This window comes from Spirosoma spitsbergense DSM 19989 (genome assembly GCF_000374085.1).
Classification (GTDB): domain Bacteria; phylum Bacteroidota; class Bacteroidia; order Cytophagales; family Spirosomataceae; genus Spirosoma; species Spirosoma spitsbergense.
In genome coordinates, this window is the sequence record NZ_KB893399.1 from 1 (window position 1) to 17,937 (window position 17,937).

Annotated in this window: 8 protein-coding genes; 6 read left to right on the forward strand and 2 right to left on the reverse strand. The window is 52.9% G+C overall.

Annotation, left to right across the window (positions count from 1 at the left end; all coding sequences use genetic code 11):
• Both B157_RS39255 and B157_RS0103140 read left to right on the forward strand, forming a co-directional pair.
• Positions 1 to 188: hypothetical protein (locus tag B157_RS39255; protein WP_211224974.1), on the forward strand; the 188-nt coding region annotated here is incomplete at its 5' end.
• Positions 189 to 547: 359 nt separating this feature from the next.
• A complete protein-coding gene (locus tag B157_RS0103140; protein ID WP_020601926.1) occupies positions 548 to 3,193 on the forward strand; it encodes a DUF7133 domain-containing protein in 2,646 nt (881 codons plus the stop codon).
• Between the two features lie 91 nt (positions 3,194 to 3,284).
• Here B157_RS0103140 and B157_RS0103145 read toward each other — a convergent pair whose 3' ends face one another.
• Both B157_RS0103145 and B157_RS0103150 read right to left on the reverse strand, forming a co-directional pair.
• The gene (locus B157_RS0103145; protein ID WP_020601927.1) at positions 3,285 to 4,838 is read right to left on the reverse strand and encodes a DUF4394 domain-containing protein; all 1,554 of its coding nucleotides are present in this window, start codon (positions 4,836 to 4,838) and stop codon (positions 3,285 to 3,287) included.
• A gap of 337 nt (positions 4,839 to 5,175) precedes the next feature.
• Complete coding sequence (locus tag B157_RS0103150) at positions 5,176 to 6,129, reverse strand: carbon-nitrogen hydrolase family protein (RefSeq protein ID WP_020601928.1); 954 nt, start codon at positions 6,127 to 6,129, stop codon at positions 5,176 to 5,178.
• Positions 6,130 to 6,324: 195 nt separating this feature from the next.
• Between B157_RS0103150 and B157_RS0103155 the strand changes: the two genes are divergently transcribed.
• From B157_RS0103155 to B157_RS39585, 4 genes are all read left to right on the forward strand, one after another.
• The gene (locus tag B157_RS0103155; protein WP_020601929.1) at positions 6,325 to 7,341 is read left to right on the forward strand and encodes a bile acid:sodium symporter family protein; all 1,017 of its coding nucleotides are present in this window, start codon (positions 6,325 to 6,327) and stop codon (positions 7,339 to 7,341) included.
• A gap of 118 nt (positions 7,342 to 7,459) precedes the next feature.
• Complete coding sequence (locus B157_RS0103160; RefSeq protein WP_020601930.1) at positions 7,460 to 7,891, forward strand: hypothetical protein; 432 nt, start codon at positions 7,460 to 7,462, stop codon at positions 7,889 to 7,891.
• Positions 7,892 to 8,006: 115 nt separating this feature from the next.
• Positions 8,007 to 9,389, forward strand: coding sequence for a GH1 family beta-glucosidase (locus B157_RS0103165; protein ID WP_026308448.1), 1,383 nt, complete (start codon positions 8,007 to 8,009; stop codon positions 9,387 to 9,389).
• A 577-nt stretch (positions 9,390 to 9,966) separates the two neighbouring features.
• Positions 9,967 to 17,937 (forward strand): beta strand repeat-containing protein (locus B157_RS39585; protein ID WP_041951874.1); only part of this gene is annotated, 7,971 nt, incomplete at its 3' end.

Here is a 17,937-nt window from a genome sequence, read left to right on the forward strand (position 1 = left end):
CCCATGTGCGGGGCTTTGCGTTGCTGTACAATTTTACGCCGAGTAGTCCGTCTGTGCGCAAAAAAGAGCCGAGTTTATATTGTCCGGCCTCACGGGCGAGTGGGCAGGTATTCTCGAAAAATTGGCTGGAGAACCTATTACTCTGTGCCTCAGTGGGTAATCTAAACCATCATTGCAATACGTTATAATGAGGAAAATACGTAGTCAATTCAGCTTTTATCTAAGAAAAAAATGAACAAAACCGGCTTAAATTACCGATGCACTGTCACTCGTAAATGTGAACACGTGCGTAGTAGCCGTGTTTTTATCCTTTACTGTATATAATTTTATAAAGGTAAAACATACTTATTCTTCCACCTTCCCGTACTCTCCTAGTCCACATCAAGCCAGTTACTTGTTGAGCGCATCAACTGGTTTTAGCACCTTGCGTAACCATTCCTCAATTTTTGCTGCGTGATAGGTAGTGTTCACTACAGGCATACTTTCTCTACAGGAAGCCATACGGCATTTGATATCCTGCGACCAAAAATTTAGTCTACCAATCAATATGTTAAAAGTTCACTTATCCCTTTTAGTCGTTTTGCTTCTCGGCGTCTGGAACAGCGCAGAACAAAACAGCGCGGAAAAGGCCGTCCGTCAGGCAGTGCTGAACCGGGCCGATTCACTGCGCAACGCCAGTAACTGGCCCGCCGACTTTTCCATCACTAATTTCGCCAGTGCCGACCTGGTCCCCAGCCCCGCCTGTCTGGGCGTGGCTCCGTCCGGGGAGGTATTTGTGGGGGTAGATATGATTGGCTCGCTGGGCAAGAAACCCGGCAATGGACGCATTATCCGACTGGTAGACTCGAACAACGACGGCAAGGTGGACGCGCATACCAATTTTGCCGTGGTTGATAATCCGCGGGGTATTTTGCCGGTGGGCGACCAGCTTTTTGTGCTGCACACCATGTTCTCGAAAGAAACGGGTCTGGCAACGGGCATGGACCTCGTGGTTTTCGACGATAAAGACGGGGACGGCGTGGCCGATGGTCCCTCCCGGCCACTCATTGAACACATCAGCAATCCTACCTTTCTGAAAAGCCGGGGAACGGACCACGCCACCAACGGTATCCGCATGGGTATCGATGGCTGGATTTACATTGCCGTGGGTGATTTCGGTTTTCACGATGCCGTTGACCGGTCCGGCAAAAAACTAACGATGCTGGGCGGTGGTGTGGTGCGGGTTCGTCCCGATGGTACTGGCATGGAGGTGTATACCCACGGCCTGCGCAATATTTACGACGTAGCTATCGACCCTCTCATGAATATGTTTGCACGGGGCAACACCAATGATGGTGGGGGCTGGAACATCCGGTTCAGCAACCAGATTCAATCGGGAGAGTACGGCTATCCCGTCCTGTTCAAGCACTTTACGGATGAAATTATTCCGGCATTAGTGGATGTGGGGGGTGGTTCGGGAACAGGGTCGCTGTTTCTGGACGATGATACCTGGCCCGCTAAGTACAATCAGGTACCTATGATGGCCGACTGGGGTCGCAGCCAGCTTTACATTCACCGGGTTACGCCGGATGGCCCCAGCTTTACTCAGAAAGAAGAAGAATTCGTAAAACTGGCGCAGATTACCGACGTGGATATCGATGCGTCGGGTCGGGCGTACCTGTCGGCCTGGGATGGAGCGGGGTATTCCGGTAATCCCAACAAAGGGTTTGTGGTGCGCATGGTGCCAAAGAGCTGGACGTACAAACCCTTCCCCAACCTCAAAAAACTCTCCGGTAAAAAACTGGCAAATCTGCTGAATTCGGGGAGCGGAGTCGCTCGTTTAGCCGCCCAGCAGGAAATGCTGACCCGCCCCGCGAAGGAAACGGCAAAAATGGCCTGGAAAATTGCGGCTGATACGAAACTACCCGCAGCCAGCCGGATCGCCGGGATGTACACCTATGCGCAGGCAGCCGGGGCGGATGGTATTGCCAACCTCGTCAAACTGAGTACGGAACCTGCCATGCGGGAGTACGCCCTCCGTGCCCTCTCCGACCGGAAGCCATTACTCGCTCAGGTACCCATCGAACCGTTCATGCAGGGCCTCAGCGACCCATCGGTTCGGGTACAAACAGCGGCCATCATCGGCCTTGGCCGCCTGGGTCGTTCGGAGGCTATCCCGGCTTTGTTGCAGGTGAAGGTACCCGCTTCGTTTGTGGCGCCTGCATTCGGCACCGAGGGGCCGCACGCCACGCCTAATTCCGCTATTATTCCGGCGCACCTGGCCGTGCGGGCACTGGTCGCGCTAAACGCAGTGGATGCCTGTGTGCAGGCCATCGGAACACCCAACAGCACGCTGGCACTCTGGGCGTTGCGCTACATGCACGACCCCAAATCCGTGAATGGATTGATGGCTGCTTATAAGAAAACGGACGATACAGCCTTGAAAAACCAACTCCTCGTGACGCTGTCGCGACTGTATAAAAAAGAAGCGGATTACGACGGTTCGTGGTGGTGGAGTACCCGTCCCGATACGCACGGACCGTACTACAAAGCCATTGCGTGGGAATCGTCGCCCGGAATCCGGGACTTTCTGGTGGGTGAATGGACGAACTCATCGGATAAGAAATTATTTACCGATTTGAATAGTAGGCACCGGATGGAAATCGCCGAATTTGGTAAGGACTCGGTGATGGTTGCGAAAGAAGAGCCAAAAGTAGACCTGGAAAAAATCAGGAATAAAAAGGGGCAGGTGGGCGAAGCATCCATTGAAGATGTCATGCTGGCGATGGACAAAATAAAGGGAGATGCCCAGATTGGGAAAGCCCTGTTTGCCCAGCAGGGGTGCATTGCCTGCCACAGCCTGAGCCGCAGCGAAACCATGAAAGGGCCATTCATGGGGCAAATCGGCTCGATCATGAACCGGGAACAGATTGCCGAATCCATCCTGAAACCCAATGCTTCTATCTCGCAGGGTTTTTCTACAGTCATGATTACGGCGAAAGGGAATAAAAGCTATACCGGTTTTGTGACGGAAGAAACGGCCAGCAAATTGGTTATGCGCGACGTGACCGGGCAGGTCTACACCGTGAAAGCATCCGATATTTTGTCGCGGAAGGAAATGGATACCTCTATGATGCCAACGGGTCTGGTAAATGCCCTGTCTTACGAAGAGTTTGCCTCCCTGCTCACGTTTCTTTCCAACCAGAAGAAATAAAGCCGTACTCCACCCGGTCAGGGTGGGTAAAGGTAAACGGCCCGCCCTGTTCTGAACAGGGCGGGCCGTTTACCTTTACCTTAAATCAGTTTTAGAAACCTAAACCAACCGTGAATCCACGAATAGAGGATGGGTTGCCAGCCAGTGGAGCTACTTCGGTAGCCAGACCGGTCATCAGGTTAATCGTGTACAGACGGTCTACTTTGTCGGCCCGCATCATAGCGTAACCAACGCCCGACATACCGCCGATATCAAATCCGTTCCCTCCTTCGATGGCTACATTCAGTGGTCCAACCGGAACCAGCGTGCCATCATTTGGTGGGTTCTGGCGGAACAGCATGCCACTGGTGCGGGTATCGATATCGTACAACGTCGTGGTAGTAGCACCAGCAAAGCTGTTTGTATATGCAGCACCCGTTACGACCGGGTTACCCGGATTCAGTCTGCCATCAATGGTTACCCCATTGGTGAGCGGGTTATAACGTAGATCCTGACCCGTGTTAGTCACGATACGAATCCGGTCAACGGTCGGGTTGAAATCGAAACCAACGTCACTACCTTCTAAAGCGGGCGAAATTGGATCACCTATGGCTGTGGCAGCACCGTTACCCATATTGATGGCGTAAACACGACCGGTAGACCCCATAGCAAATAACTGACCCGTGGCCGGACGCATGTCAATACCAAATAAGGTTTCGCCCGATTGCAGCCCCGTTAAGGGTTTGGTTGTCGTGGTAACACCCGTCATTGGGTTGATGTAATACAGTGTATTGGCTCCATCAACAACGTAAGCAACAGCTTCCGAAGGGATAGCCAAACCAACAATACTCATCGAACCGGGCAAACCACCCAGCATCGTAGCCCGACCTGTGGTCAGGTCGATTTCGTACAATGCCTGTACACCTCCGCTAATCATCGTTGCGATGGCACTACCATCGGGCGCAATGTCGAAATTAGTCAGACCGGAAATATCGACGCCCAGTGGGCCAACTTCTTCCAGCGTACCATTGTTGGGCGGATTCTGGCGGTACAGTTTATCCGTAACCGGATCCAGATCATACAGGGTAGTGGTGGTAACACCCGAACGGCTGTTCGTATAAGCAACACCCGAAATAGACGCACCTGCTACACCATTGATGGAGCCATCGATAGATACAACGGCACCCGTTTCAGGATTCAAGCGCAAATCCTGACCGGTATTGGTTACCAGACGAATCCGGTCAACAGTTGGGTTGAAGTCAAAACCTACGTCGCTACCCATGATAGCGGGCGTGAACGGGGTTGTTCCAAGGGCGGTAGCCAATCCGCTCATTACGTTGATGCTATATATGCGACTTCCGTTACTAACAGCGTAGAGCTGTCCCGTTGCCGGGCGGAAATCGATGCCAATCAGTCGTTCGTTGGGCATCAGGCCCGTTATGGCAACGGTCCCCAGGCTGGTCGAGGGATTCTGCGTGTTCAACTTTACCAACTGATTGTTATCGGTCAGTACATAGAACATGTAGTTCGATGCCAATCGGGCACCGGCACGGCCATTCTGTGCGGTTGGCTCCAGTTGCTGCTTATCCTGACAGGCATCTAACATAATCAGGAAACTGACCGCCAGCAGACCTGTAATAAAACGGGTACTTTTTCCGTAAAACATACGCATTATTGGGTTGAGTGAAAGAAGTAGTAAAACCACCGAAATAGACGGTTTGCACTAACTACGTCAAAGAGATTCCCAGCGATTTAACTACGTTAAAAAAAGGTTAAAAATTTGCGGATTGACCCTGTTCAGGCAAAGAATAACGGGTAATTACCCGCTTACCCGAATGGTTGAATGGTTATTCAATTAAATGAGTAACCAAACCTGTCTCTGTGGAATAAGGAGTGGGACGGACGTGAGCGTATTCCAGCAAAAAGGTTAAACAGCGTCCCTGAAAGCGTTTTCAGTATGCTCCATCCCCTACCGGGTCGCTAAACAGGCATTGATTGCCCATCTAGCGATCCTTGAAGCGGACCAGTTTTTGCCGTTGCGGATTGACAGTCAGTTCAAACACGTCTGGGCGGGCGTAGTGGCCGGAGGGATCAAAGTTCTGGCGCTCTTTCCGCACGTTGTTCAGGTCGATGGTAGCGGTAACGACCGTCTCGCGGTCTACCACCGGCTCGATTACCCAACTTCCGTCGGGTGCTGCCAGGCAGGAGCCGCCATTGCTCAGAAAAGCGGGAGCCGCCTGCCGGATCAATTCATGGTGGGGCACGTCGGTCGAAATATCCGATTTCCTCATCAACCCCGATACAGACGCGACGTACATTCGGTTTTCCTGGGCAATATGTCTCGTCAGGTCAACGGTGTTACGAAGGTTGCCGGGCCATACGGCCACGTGGAGATTCTCACCCTGCGCGTAGAGGGCCGTTCGGGCCAGAGGCATCCAGTTCTCCCAGCAGTTCAGTCCGCCCACCGTGAAGGCTCCAAGCGGATGAACCTGTAACCCGTGGCCATCGCCAATGCTCCACACCAGCCGTTCTTCGTAGGTAGGCATCAATTTCCGGTGAACTGATTTCACCATGCCTTCCTCATCGATATAAACCAAACTGCAATAAATACTATGGCCACCCCGGTCGGCAGCGCGTTCGGCACAACCGGCGTAGACAGCCACCCGAAATTCTTTTGCCAACCGGCAGAGGGTGTCCAGATCACCCGCTTCGATAGAAACGGCTTCGCGCAGGTAGTGGGCAAAAATACTTTTCTGCACCGGAGCGTTGAAGCGGGCGCCATCGGTCAGGTCCAGCCAGAACGGGTAGCCCGGCAGCAGGGTTTCGCCGAAGCAAATAAGGTTCGCTTTTTGGTTGGCAGCCTCGCGGATGGCCTCTTCCATTTTATGGAGGGTAGCTTTCTTATTCAACCAGACGGGCGCCAGTTGCGCCAGAGCAATAGTCATCGTGTCGGCCATGCGAATCAGGACGTTGCAGAAAAAGTTTGTTACCAAAAAAGCAGGAAACCACTACCATAACCAGCGTAGTCTGTGACAGTACAAGACCGCCATCCCGTCTCAGCTTCTGCATATATAACGATATTTATGGTCATGAAGCGTTCCCTGCTTAGGTTTGTCTGATCGATAGCGTGTATTCGTAACCCTGCCCGTTTTATGCCCAACCCATCGTTCCGTTCCCTGCTTACCCGTGCTGGTCTCGACTGGTTCATTATTGCCCTGTTGAGTATGATTGGCCTGGCTAAACTCTGGCCCCAGCCCGGCATTCAGCAGGGGCCATTCTCCCTGTCGTCGCTGGCTACGTACGGGGTTGCGCTGATTTTTTTCTTCTACGGCCTGAAACTGAACATTGGTCAGCTACGCGAGGGGCTTCGAAACTACCGGCTTCACCTGCTCATTCACCTCACCACGTTCATTCTCTTTCCCGCCATCATACTGCCCCTTCGCTCCCTACTGCTCACCCCCGACACGGCGCTGCTCTGGCTGGGTATTTTCTACGTGGCCGCCTTGCCTTCCACGGTTTCGTCGGCGGTGGTGATGGTATCCATTGCGGGGGGCAACATACCGGCGGCTATCTTCAATGCCAGTATCTCCAGCCTGATTGGCGTATTTATTACGCCCCTGTGGATGAGTTTTTTACTGGCTACTACGCAGGGGCATTTCGACGTAGGGAACGTTGTAGGCAAGCTAACCATTCAGGTTATCCTGCCGGTGGTGCTGGGTCTTTTACTGAACCACCCCCTCAGGTGGCTGGCTGGCTGGCTTAAGCCGTACCTGCGTTATTTCGATCAGGTAGTCATTCTGCTCATTGTGTACACCGCCTTTTGCGAATCGTTCGCCCATCATTCGTTCGAAGCCATTTCGGCGGGTGATATGCTGTGGCTGGCAGCCTTCATGCTGGGGCTATTTTTTCTGGTTTTCGGGCTAATCAATATCAGTAGCCGATGGTTGCATTTCAACCGGGAGGATCGTATTACGGCCCTGTTCTGTGGCTCTAAAAAATCATTGATTCAGGGTACGGTTATGGCTACGGTCTTGTTTCCGGGCAGTTTAGGCGGGGTTGTTTTGCTACCCATCATGGTTTACCACGCGTTGCAATTGATCGTAGCCAGTGTTCTGGCGCAGCGCATGGCCCGGCAGCAACCGAAAAAAACAGACGTCATTCAACCCTGATTTAGCCAGTCCTGACCCGCAAAAAAGGGCACTCATCCAGGTTCCCCCACCGGTAGATTAAACGCGGAAGGCTGGCTGGCTTCTAACAATCAGTAAACCTTAAAAACAATTACTGACCATGAAAAAGACCATCATCACCGCCCTCACTCTGTTCTCATTCGCTACCGGCGTAACCTTTGCACAGGGCGTTTATTCAAAACCTGTCGATAATCACGCCCGGCCGGTTCAGACTCAGGCTCCCCGTTATACCAACGACCAATATCAGGATGAACTGAAAATCGACCGGCTGGATGCGCTGGTTGGTTTATCCCGCCGTCAGGAGAAGCAGATCCGCAAGATCGAAAATAACTATGATCACTTGATGGCTACCTCCCGGCTGACACCCGATGGCTACCGTCAGCTTCAGCTGCGCAAACGCCAAGATGTTCTGGCCATCCTGACATCCTCCCAGCGGGATCGGTTATTTGCCGCCCAGCAGCCAGGCCAGCCTAACAGCCGGAACAGCCGCAACCAGCCCGTTCCATACGGCGGTAGCAATCGACGGGGATAAATTGAGGGAAGGCAAGTAGGAGCAGGCTCCGGTCCGGTATGTTAAATTATCGTGTCGGAGCCGCTCTATTTCTGGCAAGGCGGTACTTTTGCCGATTATATCCTTACGTACCGAGTTGACAAATCCGTCTGAATCACCCGCTTTTGATCGCCATACTTTTGGCCCCAATTTTGTGTGGGGCACTGCCACCGCTGCCTATCAGATTGAAGGAGCCGTTGACCGAGACGGGCGTACGCCCTGCATCTGGGACACGTTCAGTAAACAGAAAGGAAAAATAAAGACCGGTGAAACGGCGGATGTAGCCTGCGAATTTTACGACCGCTACGAATCAGACCTGCTGCTTCATAAAGAATTGGGTTTCGATGCGTTTCGGTTCTCCCTATCCTGGTCACGGATACTGCCCGATGGCGTCGGGCCAAAACACCATGGCTATATCAATGAAGCCGGAATCGCTTTTTATGATCGATTGATCGACCATTGCCTGGCACTGGGCATCACCCCCTGGATTACGCTGTACCACTGGGATCTACCGCAGGCGCTGGAAAATAAAGGCGGCTGGCCCAACCGGAAGATTGTGGACTGGTTTGCCGATTTTGTGGACGTTTGCACCAAAGCGTTTGGCCACAAGGTAAAGCACTGGATTATTCTGAACGAGCCGCTGGCATCGTCTGTATTAGGCTATTTTACGGGGCAGCACGCCCCCGGTCGCCGGAGTTTACGGAACCTGCTGCCCGTTATCCACCATACGGCACTGGCACAGGCCGAAGGCGGGCGCGTGGTGCGGCAAAACGTACCGGATGCACAGGTGGGCACAACCTTTTCCTGCTCCCCCATTGATCCGTTTACCCCCGGCGACCGGGCCGCTGCCATGCGCGTGGATGCCCTGCTGAACCGGCTCTTCATTGAACCCGCTCTGGGCCTGGGCTACCCCACCCGTGAACTACCATTTCTGGCCGGTATCGCCAAAAAAGTAGCCAGGCCCGGCGATATGGAACGACTGGCTTTCGATTTCGACTTCGTCGGGTTGCAGCATTACTTCCGGGCAGTGGTGGAGCAATCGTATTTCATGCCGTACATCTGGGCCAAAGACGTGTCGCCCCTCCGGCGGAATGTGCAGACCATTACAGAGATGGGCTGGGAGGTGTACCCCGAAAGTATGTACCGGATTATTAAACAGTTCGGGCAGTACGATGGGATCAAAAAAATATACATCACCGAAAGTGGAGCGGCTTTTTTCGATACGGTAGAACACGGCCGGGTACAGGATATCGCCCGGATAGACTATCACCAGAATTACCTGAGCAATGTACTGAGAGCCAAACAGGAAGGAATACCCGTTGCCGGTTACTTTGCCTGGACTTTTCTCGACAACTTCGAGTGGGCCGAGGGATACCGCCCCCGTTTCGGTTTGGTATACGTCAATTTCCGAACGCAGCAGCGCATCGTAAAAGCATCGGGGCGCTGGTTTCAGCAGCTGTTGACAGACCTGCCGGTTTAGTCCGGCAAGAAGGTTTTTATTGGGACGAATATGTCCTTTGCGCGGTAAAGATCGCCCCTAAATCATCGTATTTTTCCAGAAAGCTCTAACCAATACTGGTTGGAGCTTTCTCTTTTTATTACAACCTATTCATCATTTACTACCGTTAGATAAATTGATTCTTAAATCACGCATAAATAGACACAAAAAAATGCAATTAATAAATGAAAGTCTCTTACTTCGTCACTCCTTATGTCACCCATATCTTTAAAAAGTGTACTAATACTTCATTTCGTTAATTTAACTACCACATTATTATGCAGTACTTCTCCTTCCAACAACAGATTGTTACCGTTTCCTCTCTCTTTACGCATAATGACACCCGGTAGCCCAGAAACCGCGTATGCGTCGGTCTGATTAGCACACACTAGTCTGCCCATTACAACGATGTACAGAATCCCTCTTGCATCATAACTATTCTTTAATCGTATCAGCAGGCTACTGGTAGTAGTCATCCTGTGTCTCATTTTCTTTTCCACCCGTCTTCTCCATTTAGTTTGTTTGTTGCCCATTTTTTTAACTTAATAATTCCACTTTTATGAAACACTTTTTCTACAGCAGGTGGCTGGTAGTCGTCGGTTTTCTTTTCATGAATGCGATAGCCCCATCCGTTTGGGCACAAGTCTCGCTCACAACCATTAACGCCCCTTATTCACAGGACTTCAACACACTGGCGATCAATGGCACGTCAAGTACAGTGCCAACCGGCTTTGCTTTTGTCGAAACAGGTACTAATGCGAATACAACTTATACAGCTACTAACAGCAGTAGTACAGGCGATACCTACAGTTTTGGGACCGGAGCCACGTCTACTACTGACCGGGCGTTTGGGGGTCTGCGAAGTAGTAATTTAGTACCAACAATTGGGGCCTCTTTTGTTAATAATACCAGCACTACGATTACGTCACTGAGCATAACGTACACGGGCGAACAGTGGCGCCTAGGTGCTCTTAACCGGGAGGACCGGTTGGATTTTCAGTACAGCACAACCGCAACCAGCCTCTCGGCCGGCACCTATACGGATGTCGATGCGCTCGATTTTGTGGCCCCCGTCATAACGGGATCTGTTGGTGGCCCACTAGATGGAAATATCGCTGCCAATCGTACGGTAAAAACAAGTACCATATCTGGTTTATCTATAGCACCGGGAGCTACTTTCTGGATTCGACTTAATGATTTAGATGCAACAGGCTCAGATGATGCGCTCGCTATCGACGATTTTTCACTGACCCCGATTGGTGCTACCCCCTGCGCGCAGACGGTAACCAATGCAAATACCGGAGCTACCTTCTGCACCATTCAGGCAGCAGTCGATGCCCCGGCAACCCTAAGCGGCCATACCATTCAGGTAGCATCGGGTACCTATAATGAACAGGTATCGATTGCGAAGTCGCTCACCATCATTGGTGTCGGTGCAACCAAGCCTATCCTCAATTTCACCGGAACCCCGGCGCTGGCCAATGGCCACCCTACCATTTTTGATATCACTTCGGCAAACGTTCGTATCGAAAATCTCGATTTTGAAGTAGACCTGACGAAGTTAAATAGTGCCGTTCTGGCTAGTGCTGCCAACATCAGTAATCTGGCGGTGGTCAGTAATACGATTAATCCATACCGGTCCGGGACTATTACCAGTAGCTTTGGCAACCGAAATGCCATCAGCATCAACTATGGTGGGCCAACCAATTACCGATTTAACAGTTCCAATTCATCAGGGCTTTTGATTCAGGGCAACACCGTTTCCTATAACAATAACGGGACTCCGGCTGATGCATCCGATGATGCGGGCTTCCGGGCAGGTGTGGCCACCGATGAAGGAGGTGGTTCCTTTACGGGCAATACGATCCAGGCTACCAGTGCCGACATTCTGGTGCGGTTCGCCTTAAACGGAGCCGTTTCGGTCACCAATAATAACTTCAATGGTTTTGGTCTCGAACTGGCTGAGTTTAATGCCGGAGCCGCTAGCCTGATGGTTACAGGCAACACCTTCGATGGTACGTTCGGCAGTGCATTCACCTCTTCCCTGCGACTGAAGAACAACACCAATTCCATCCCGACGACGGTGGCCAATAACACGTTCACAGGCCACAATCTGGGGATCAGCCTGGAAAACTATCAGGCCGTAACCGTCGACAATAACACGTTTACGCCAGCCACCAACTCAACCACCTATCGCCATATTGTCGAGAATACGAAAGAAGGCAGTTCGTCGAGCGGCTTTTTCACCCCTATGGTTTCGCTAACGCTGACCAGAAATACCTTCAATGGATCAGGAACAACGGGTGGTACAGGATTAGCGTTCTACAATCAGGACAACGACAGTCCGGTTTTCGGCACGTTTACCCTGGGCACGCCGGGTAATGAGAATAACTTTACCAGTGGACTGGGCACATTCATTTATCTGGATAATTCAACCGGAACGGCCAATCCGAATGCAACTCCGGTGGCTCCCTGGGCAACAAACCTTAACGCGGTAAATAATAAATTCGATGCCGGTAACGGCCTGAAACTAGCCAGCGCACTAACGGCCGCAGAACGGGCAACGCTGGAAACCAAGCTCTTTCACAAGCCGGATGATGCGCAGCTGGGGCTAATTACCTATTTCAACCCCGTACATAACCTGACGCAGAATACGTATTTCAACACCATTCAGTCTGCCATCAATGCCGCCAATGCAAATGATATCATCGAATTGGCGGAATACACGTTCAATGAGCGCGTTACGATCGACAAACCACTGAGTTTGACCGGGGCCAGTAAAACCAATACGATTATCGACGGTACCGGACTATCAGGTACGGGCAGCGGTATTGCGATCAACAGCGGGGTTACGAACGTAACTATCAAAAACCTGACGGTTCAGAATTTTACGGGAGCGAGTCCCAACTCGAACGCCGGTATTTATGGCGCGCTGGGGAACAGCAACCTGCTGATCGACAATGTCCAATCGCTGAGTAACGTTGGCGGGGCTGGCTTTTATGCCAATGGCCCGGTACAGGGCGTAACCATCACTAATTCGACCTTCTCGGGACATACGGGCGGAGCCAGAGGGATTGTGATCTGGAATGGCTTCAAGCAGAACATTGTCATCAGCAATAATATTGTTACTAACAACAATTGCTGTGGTATCGAGCTACAGGATGGTACGGCTTCGGGCGTAACAATCACAGGCAACACGGTCCTTAACAACGCGGATAATGGTATCGGCGTTATAGGACTGAAAGCGGGAGCCGGGCCAACCCTGATTGCGAACAACATCCTGGATAACAACGGGCGTTTTGGCATCGAAATCAAAAACCCCAACGGCACCGGTCTTACCTCGGGCGACGGAAGCATTGTCGTTGAAAATAACACCGTTTCGTTGACAGCAACGGCTGGTATGAACAACCGCGATCATGCGGGCATTTCGGTATATCGCCGGGGTGTACTGGTCAATAACAGCGAAGGGTACCCGGATGTCCCGACAGGCGTTGTTATTCGAAATAACACCGTGAGTGGCTATCAGCACCTGAATCAGGTATCGGCCCCAACCGAGAGCGAAGGCTTCGGTATTGTGATCGAAGGAACCAACCACACCGTTACGGGCAACACCCTCAACAACAATAACATCGGGGTTCAGCAGCAGGGAGGAGGCCATCTCAACGCCAATTACGTGATGAATAATTCAGGCGACGGTGATCAGGCGGCTGGCCAGTCACCCGGTTACTTCGGACGTGGCAATGCACCGGTAGCCTGTGGCAATACCGTATCGGGCAACAACTTTTCGGGTAACACCACCGACACCAGGAATGCAGGGCCAGGAGCGGGTAAACCTGAACTGGTAAAAAACCTGACGACAGGCGGTATATTCTGTACTATTCAATCCGCTGTGGATGCCGCTACGGCTGGCAACTCCCTATCGGTTAGCGTGGGAACGTTCGACGAACTGGTAACCGTCAGCAAAGCGCTCACCATTCAGGGTGCCGGTGCCAGTAGCAACGTAACTTTTACAGGAACAGTACCAGGCTCGGCCTTAGCTTCACTGTTTACGGTAGCAGCTTCTGATGTAACAATCCAGAACTTAGGCTTTACCGTCGATCTGAGTAAAACACACTCAGCCATTCACACGACCGGAGATAACCGTACGAACCTGCAAATCATTGGCAATACGATCACACCAACGGGTACTCCGGCAGGATCTTACGGGCGCCGAAATGCTATTGCTATAAATCCGAACATTTCGGGCATTCAAGGGTATGCCCAGGACGGCGATGGCTTTGCCGGTGTAGTCGTAAAAGGAAATACGGTGAACGTTAGCGCAGGTGGTATCAACACCTCCTTCCGGGCTGCCGTGCAGATGGATCTTTCCGGAGGCACCATTGGGGGCAACAGCCCCGCCGATGGCAACACGTTTACGGCCATCAATCATGATGTGAATGTCCGATTCTCAAATCAGGGACCGGTTACTATTCAGAATAACAGCAGCTTGGGGGGCGGTATTCAATTCGCCGAACCTAATCCGGGGGCTGGTCTGATTACCATCGCCAACAACACCCTGACCGGGGCAACGGTGCAACCCGCAACCGGGCAGTTGGGAACCGGTGCGCTGATGCGTATCCAGAACAACACGGCCGGTACGACGGTCAACATCTCCAATAATAGCTTTACCAACTATCGCTGGGCCATGAGCGTGGAGAACTTCAACACGGTTACCCTCTCGGGCAACACCTTCACACCCCTGGCCAATTCGACCGATTACCGCAGCATCTCCTTCAACACCAAGTTACTGGCCACGACACCCAGCGCTTCTGTCCCTCCGGTACTTGTGGGAGCCACACTGACAGGCAACGTCTTCAATGGCTCGGGGGCTGCGGGTGGCACGGGCATTGCCTTCTTCAACCACCGTCAGGATGGGGCAAGCCCCAGCATCGGGGCCTACGTATTGGGCACGGCGGGTAACGAAAATACGTTCAACGCGGGTATCGCTACATTCCTGCGGCTGGATAACAGCACAGGCCCAAGCTCGGGGTTTGCTTCTCCCTTTGGGGACTATACCGTATCGGGTGCGCCATCGACCACGATGAATTACTGGACCCCTGACCTGAATGCGACCAACAACAAGTTCGATGTGGGTTCAGGTGCGAAGCTACCAAGTGCACTGACCAGCGCAGAGCGGATGACGCTGGATGGGCAGCTTTTCGACAAGAATGATGATGCCAACGTAGGACGGATCCTGTACTACTTCCCGGTTCATAACGTCACGCAGAATACGTACTTCTCCACCATTCAGTCGGCTGTTGATGCGGCTAATGCCGGGGATATCCTAACGGCGGCTGCAGGTACGTACGATGAGACTGTCTCAATTGCCAAGTCCCTGACGATCAACGGGCCCAACAGTACGATCTCTCCCAACACAGGTGTGCGGACGGCCGAGGCCATCATTACAGGAGGAATTAATGTAGACGCAGGTGCCGGTAATACCCTGGTTGTCAGCGGCTTTAGTTTTAGTGCGGTTTCTAGTCCACTTAATTTCAACGGTGGTTCGCTCCCGACTAATACAAACCTGACTTTTAGTAAAAATATTGTTAGAGCGGGTTCCGGGCAACTGTCTGTTATTACCGGAACCGCTTCTAACTCGGCCACGATTACGGTTAACGACAGCCGCTTTCTGTCAATGACCGGCAATGCCATGTTTTTGTCAGGAAATACAGGAAACCTTACCGCTCAGATTACACAAAACGTGATTGATGGTACAGGGATTGCAGGCATCAATACAGATGCTACCATCAACAGCAACATCAGCAGTAACACCATTACCAACACGGCTCAACAGGCAATTCAGGTAGCAGGTCTGTCGGGCAATGTTACGGTGTCACAGAATGTCATCAGCAATGCGAACACGGGAAATGCGGCTAGTCGCGGAGGAATTCGGTTTAATGTATCTACCTTAACTGGCCCACTGACGATAATTAATAACGCTGTAAGTGGTTCAAACAATGGAATTGTTCTTTCGGGAGGAGACGTAAGTGGAAAGACAGTTCTGGTTAATAATAACAGCCTTACCGGAATCACTGGCTTTGCCATTAACAACCTTGGCACTGGTACACTCAATGCTACCTGCAACTGGTATGGTACGGCCAACGTCGATGGGCAGGCATCTACCCTGTTTTCAGGAGCGGTTACCTACTCACCGTATCTGAATAATGGTACGGACAACGAGGCTGGCACACCGGGTTTCCAGCCCGTGCCGGGTTCATGTGTGAGCAACACCCCACCGGTAGCGACGGCCAACAATAACCAGACGGCCACCGTGGGCGTAGCCTTCTCCTACACGGTCAACGCCTTCACCGATGCCGAGACGCCCAACAGCCTGACCTACACCGCCAGCATCAACCCCGCCAACGGGCTGAGCTTCAATCCGGCCAGCCGGGTCATCTCGGGTACGCCTTCCACGACCGGGGTATCGAGTGTGACCGTCACGGCCACCGATCCGGGCAACCTGTCGGCCAGCACCAGCTTCACCATCACGGTGCTGCCGGTGGCCTGTCCGCAGAGCGTGACCAACATCAATACCGGTTCCACGTACTGCACTATTCAGGCCGCCATCGATGATCCGGCTACCCTCAGCGGCCACATCATCCGGGCGGGGGCCTATACGTATGCCGAAGCCGTAACGGCGACAAAATCGCTCACCATCCAGGGGGCAAATGCCGGTGTTTCTGGCTTCGGTTCCCGTGCTGCCGAGTCGATTATTGACGGGGGAGGAGTCCGAACCGGTCTGCTGGTTTCGGCACCCAACGTGGTCGTCGACGGATTTAAGTTCATCGGTGGCCAGGGCACGTACGGCGCGGGTGTGGCCTTCAATAGTCAACAAACCGGGGTGCAGATCCTTAATAATATCTTCACCGATAATGTGGTGGGTGTGGTTGAGCCGACAGCGAATGCCGCCATCAGGCACAACCTCTTCGATGGCAATAACCGGGCGGGTGCAGCGGGAGGCAGCGGCATTTACACCGATCTGGCCACCAATGGGCTCACCATTGAGGATAACGAGTTCAAGAATCATACTACCAACTCGGCGGTCGTTTTTGGCGCTACGGCCAGCAACACCCACCAGAATCTGGTCTTCTCGAAGAACTACATCCACGACAATAACGCCGACAACTCAATGGTATACTGCGTGGCCATCAACGGGGGTACCTTCTCGCAGAACACCATCACTGAGCCCGGCACCACCGCCCTTAAATTTGCGGGTGCCAACACCTCCATTATGGTCATCAACAACTTCCTGAACAATAACGGGGTGGGCGTTCGTATTGCCGATGATGGATATGGTTTTGGCGGGGATGTGGGCATTGAAATTCACAACAACAGCCTGAGCAACAACAGCAACAAGGCCATCGACAACCAGGAGGCTGCCACGGTCAACGCGACCTGTAACTGGTACGGCACCACCAATGTAGATGCCCAGGCAGCCACGTTGTTCGCGGGATCTATAACTTATTCGCCTTATCTTAGTACGGGTACGGACAATGAGGCTGGCACACCGGGTTTCCAGCCCGTACCGGGTTCATGTACCAGCATGCTGAGTTTGACGGTCACGGCCAGTCCGAACATGATTCTGACTTCGGGTACGACGACCCTGTCGGCGACGGTTTCGGGTGGTACCACTCCGTACAGCTACACCTTCACCGGACCGGGCACAATTACCCCCTCGGGTAACACCGCGTCGGTGTCGGGCATACCAGCCGGGGTGCAGACCTTTACGGTCGTAGCCAGCGATGCCACCGCCCCCACCAGCCAGACCATCAGCGGTACGGTGAGCGTGACGGTGACCCAGGCCAACACAGCGCCCGTCGCAACGGCCAACGCCAACCAGACGGCCACCGTGGGCGTAGCCTTCAGCTACACGGTCAATGCCTTCACCGATGCCGAGACGCCCAACAGCCTGACCTACACCGCCAGCATCAACCCCGCCAACGGGCTGAGCTTCGATGCCAACAGCCGGGTTATTTCGGGTACGCCGTCGATGAGTGGGGTATCGAGTGTGACCGTCACGGCCACCGATCCGGGTTCACTCTCCGCCAGTACCAGCTTTACCATCACGGTCAGTCCGGCCGGCACTCCGCCCCCCACGGCGACCTTCAGCATTACGGGCGTGACGACGGTCAGCTGTGAGACCATTTCGGCCGGTCAGCGCCGGGTCACCTTCAACCCCCGGTACGCCGGGCTGAACGGCAGTCCGGTCAGCTTCTCGGTGGTCAATGAGCTGCTGCCGACGACCAATCCGGGTCCCTACACGCTGAACCTGTACACCGATAATTCGGTCATTACGCTTCAGGCGGTGCAGAGTGGAGCTTCCAGTAGCTTTGCCTACAACTGGCTGGCGGCCTGTAGTTCCTCAACGGCCAACACCCCGCCAACGGTGGCTAATCCGGTCTCGCCCCAGTCGGCCACGGTAGGTATTGCCTACACCCTCTCGCTGGCCAATGTGTTCACCGATGCCGAGACGCCTAACGCCCTGGTGTTG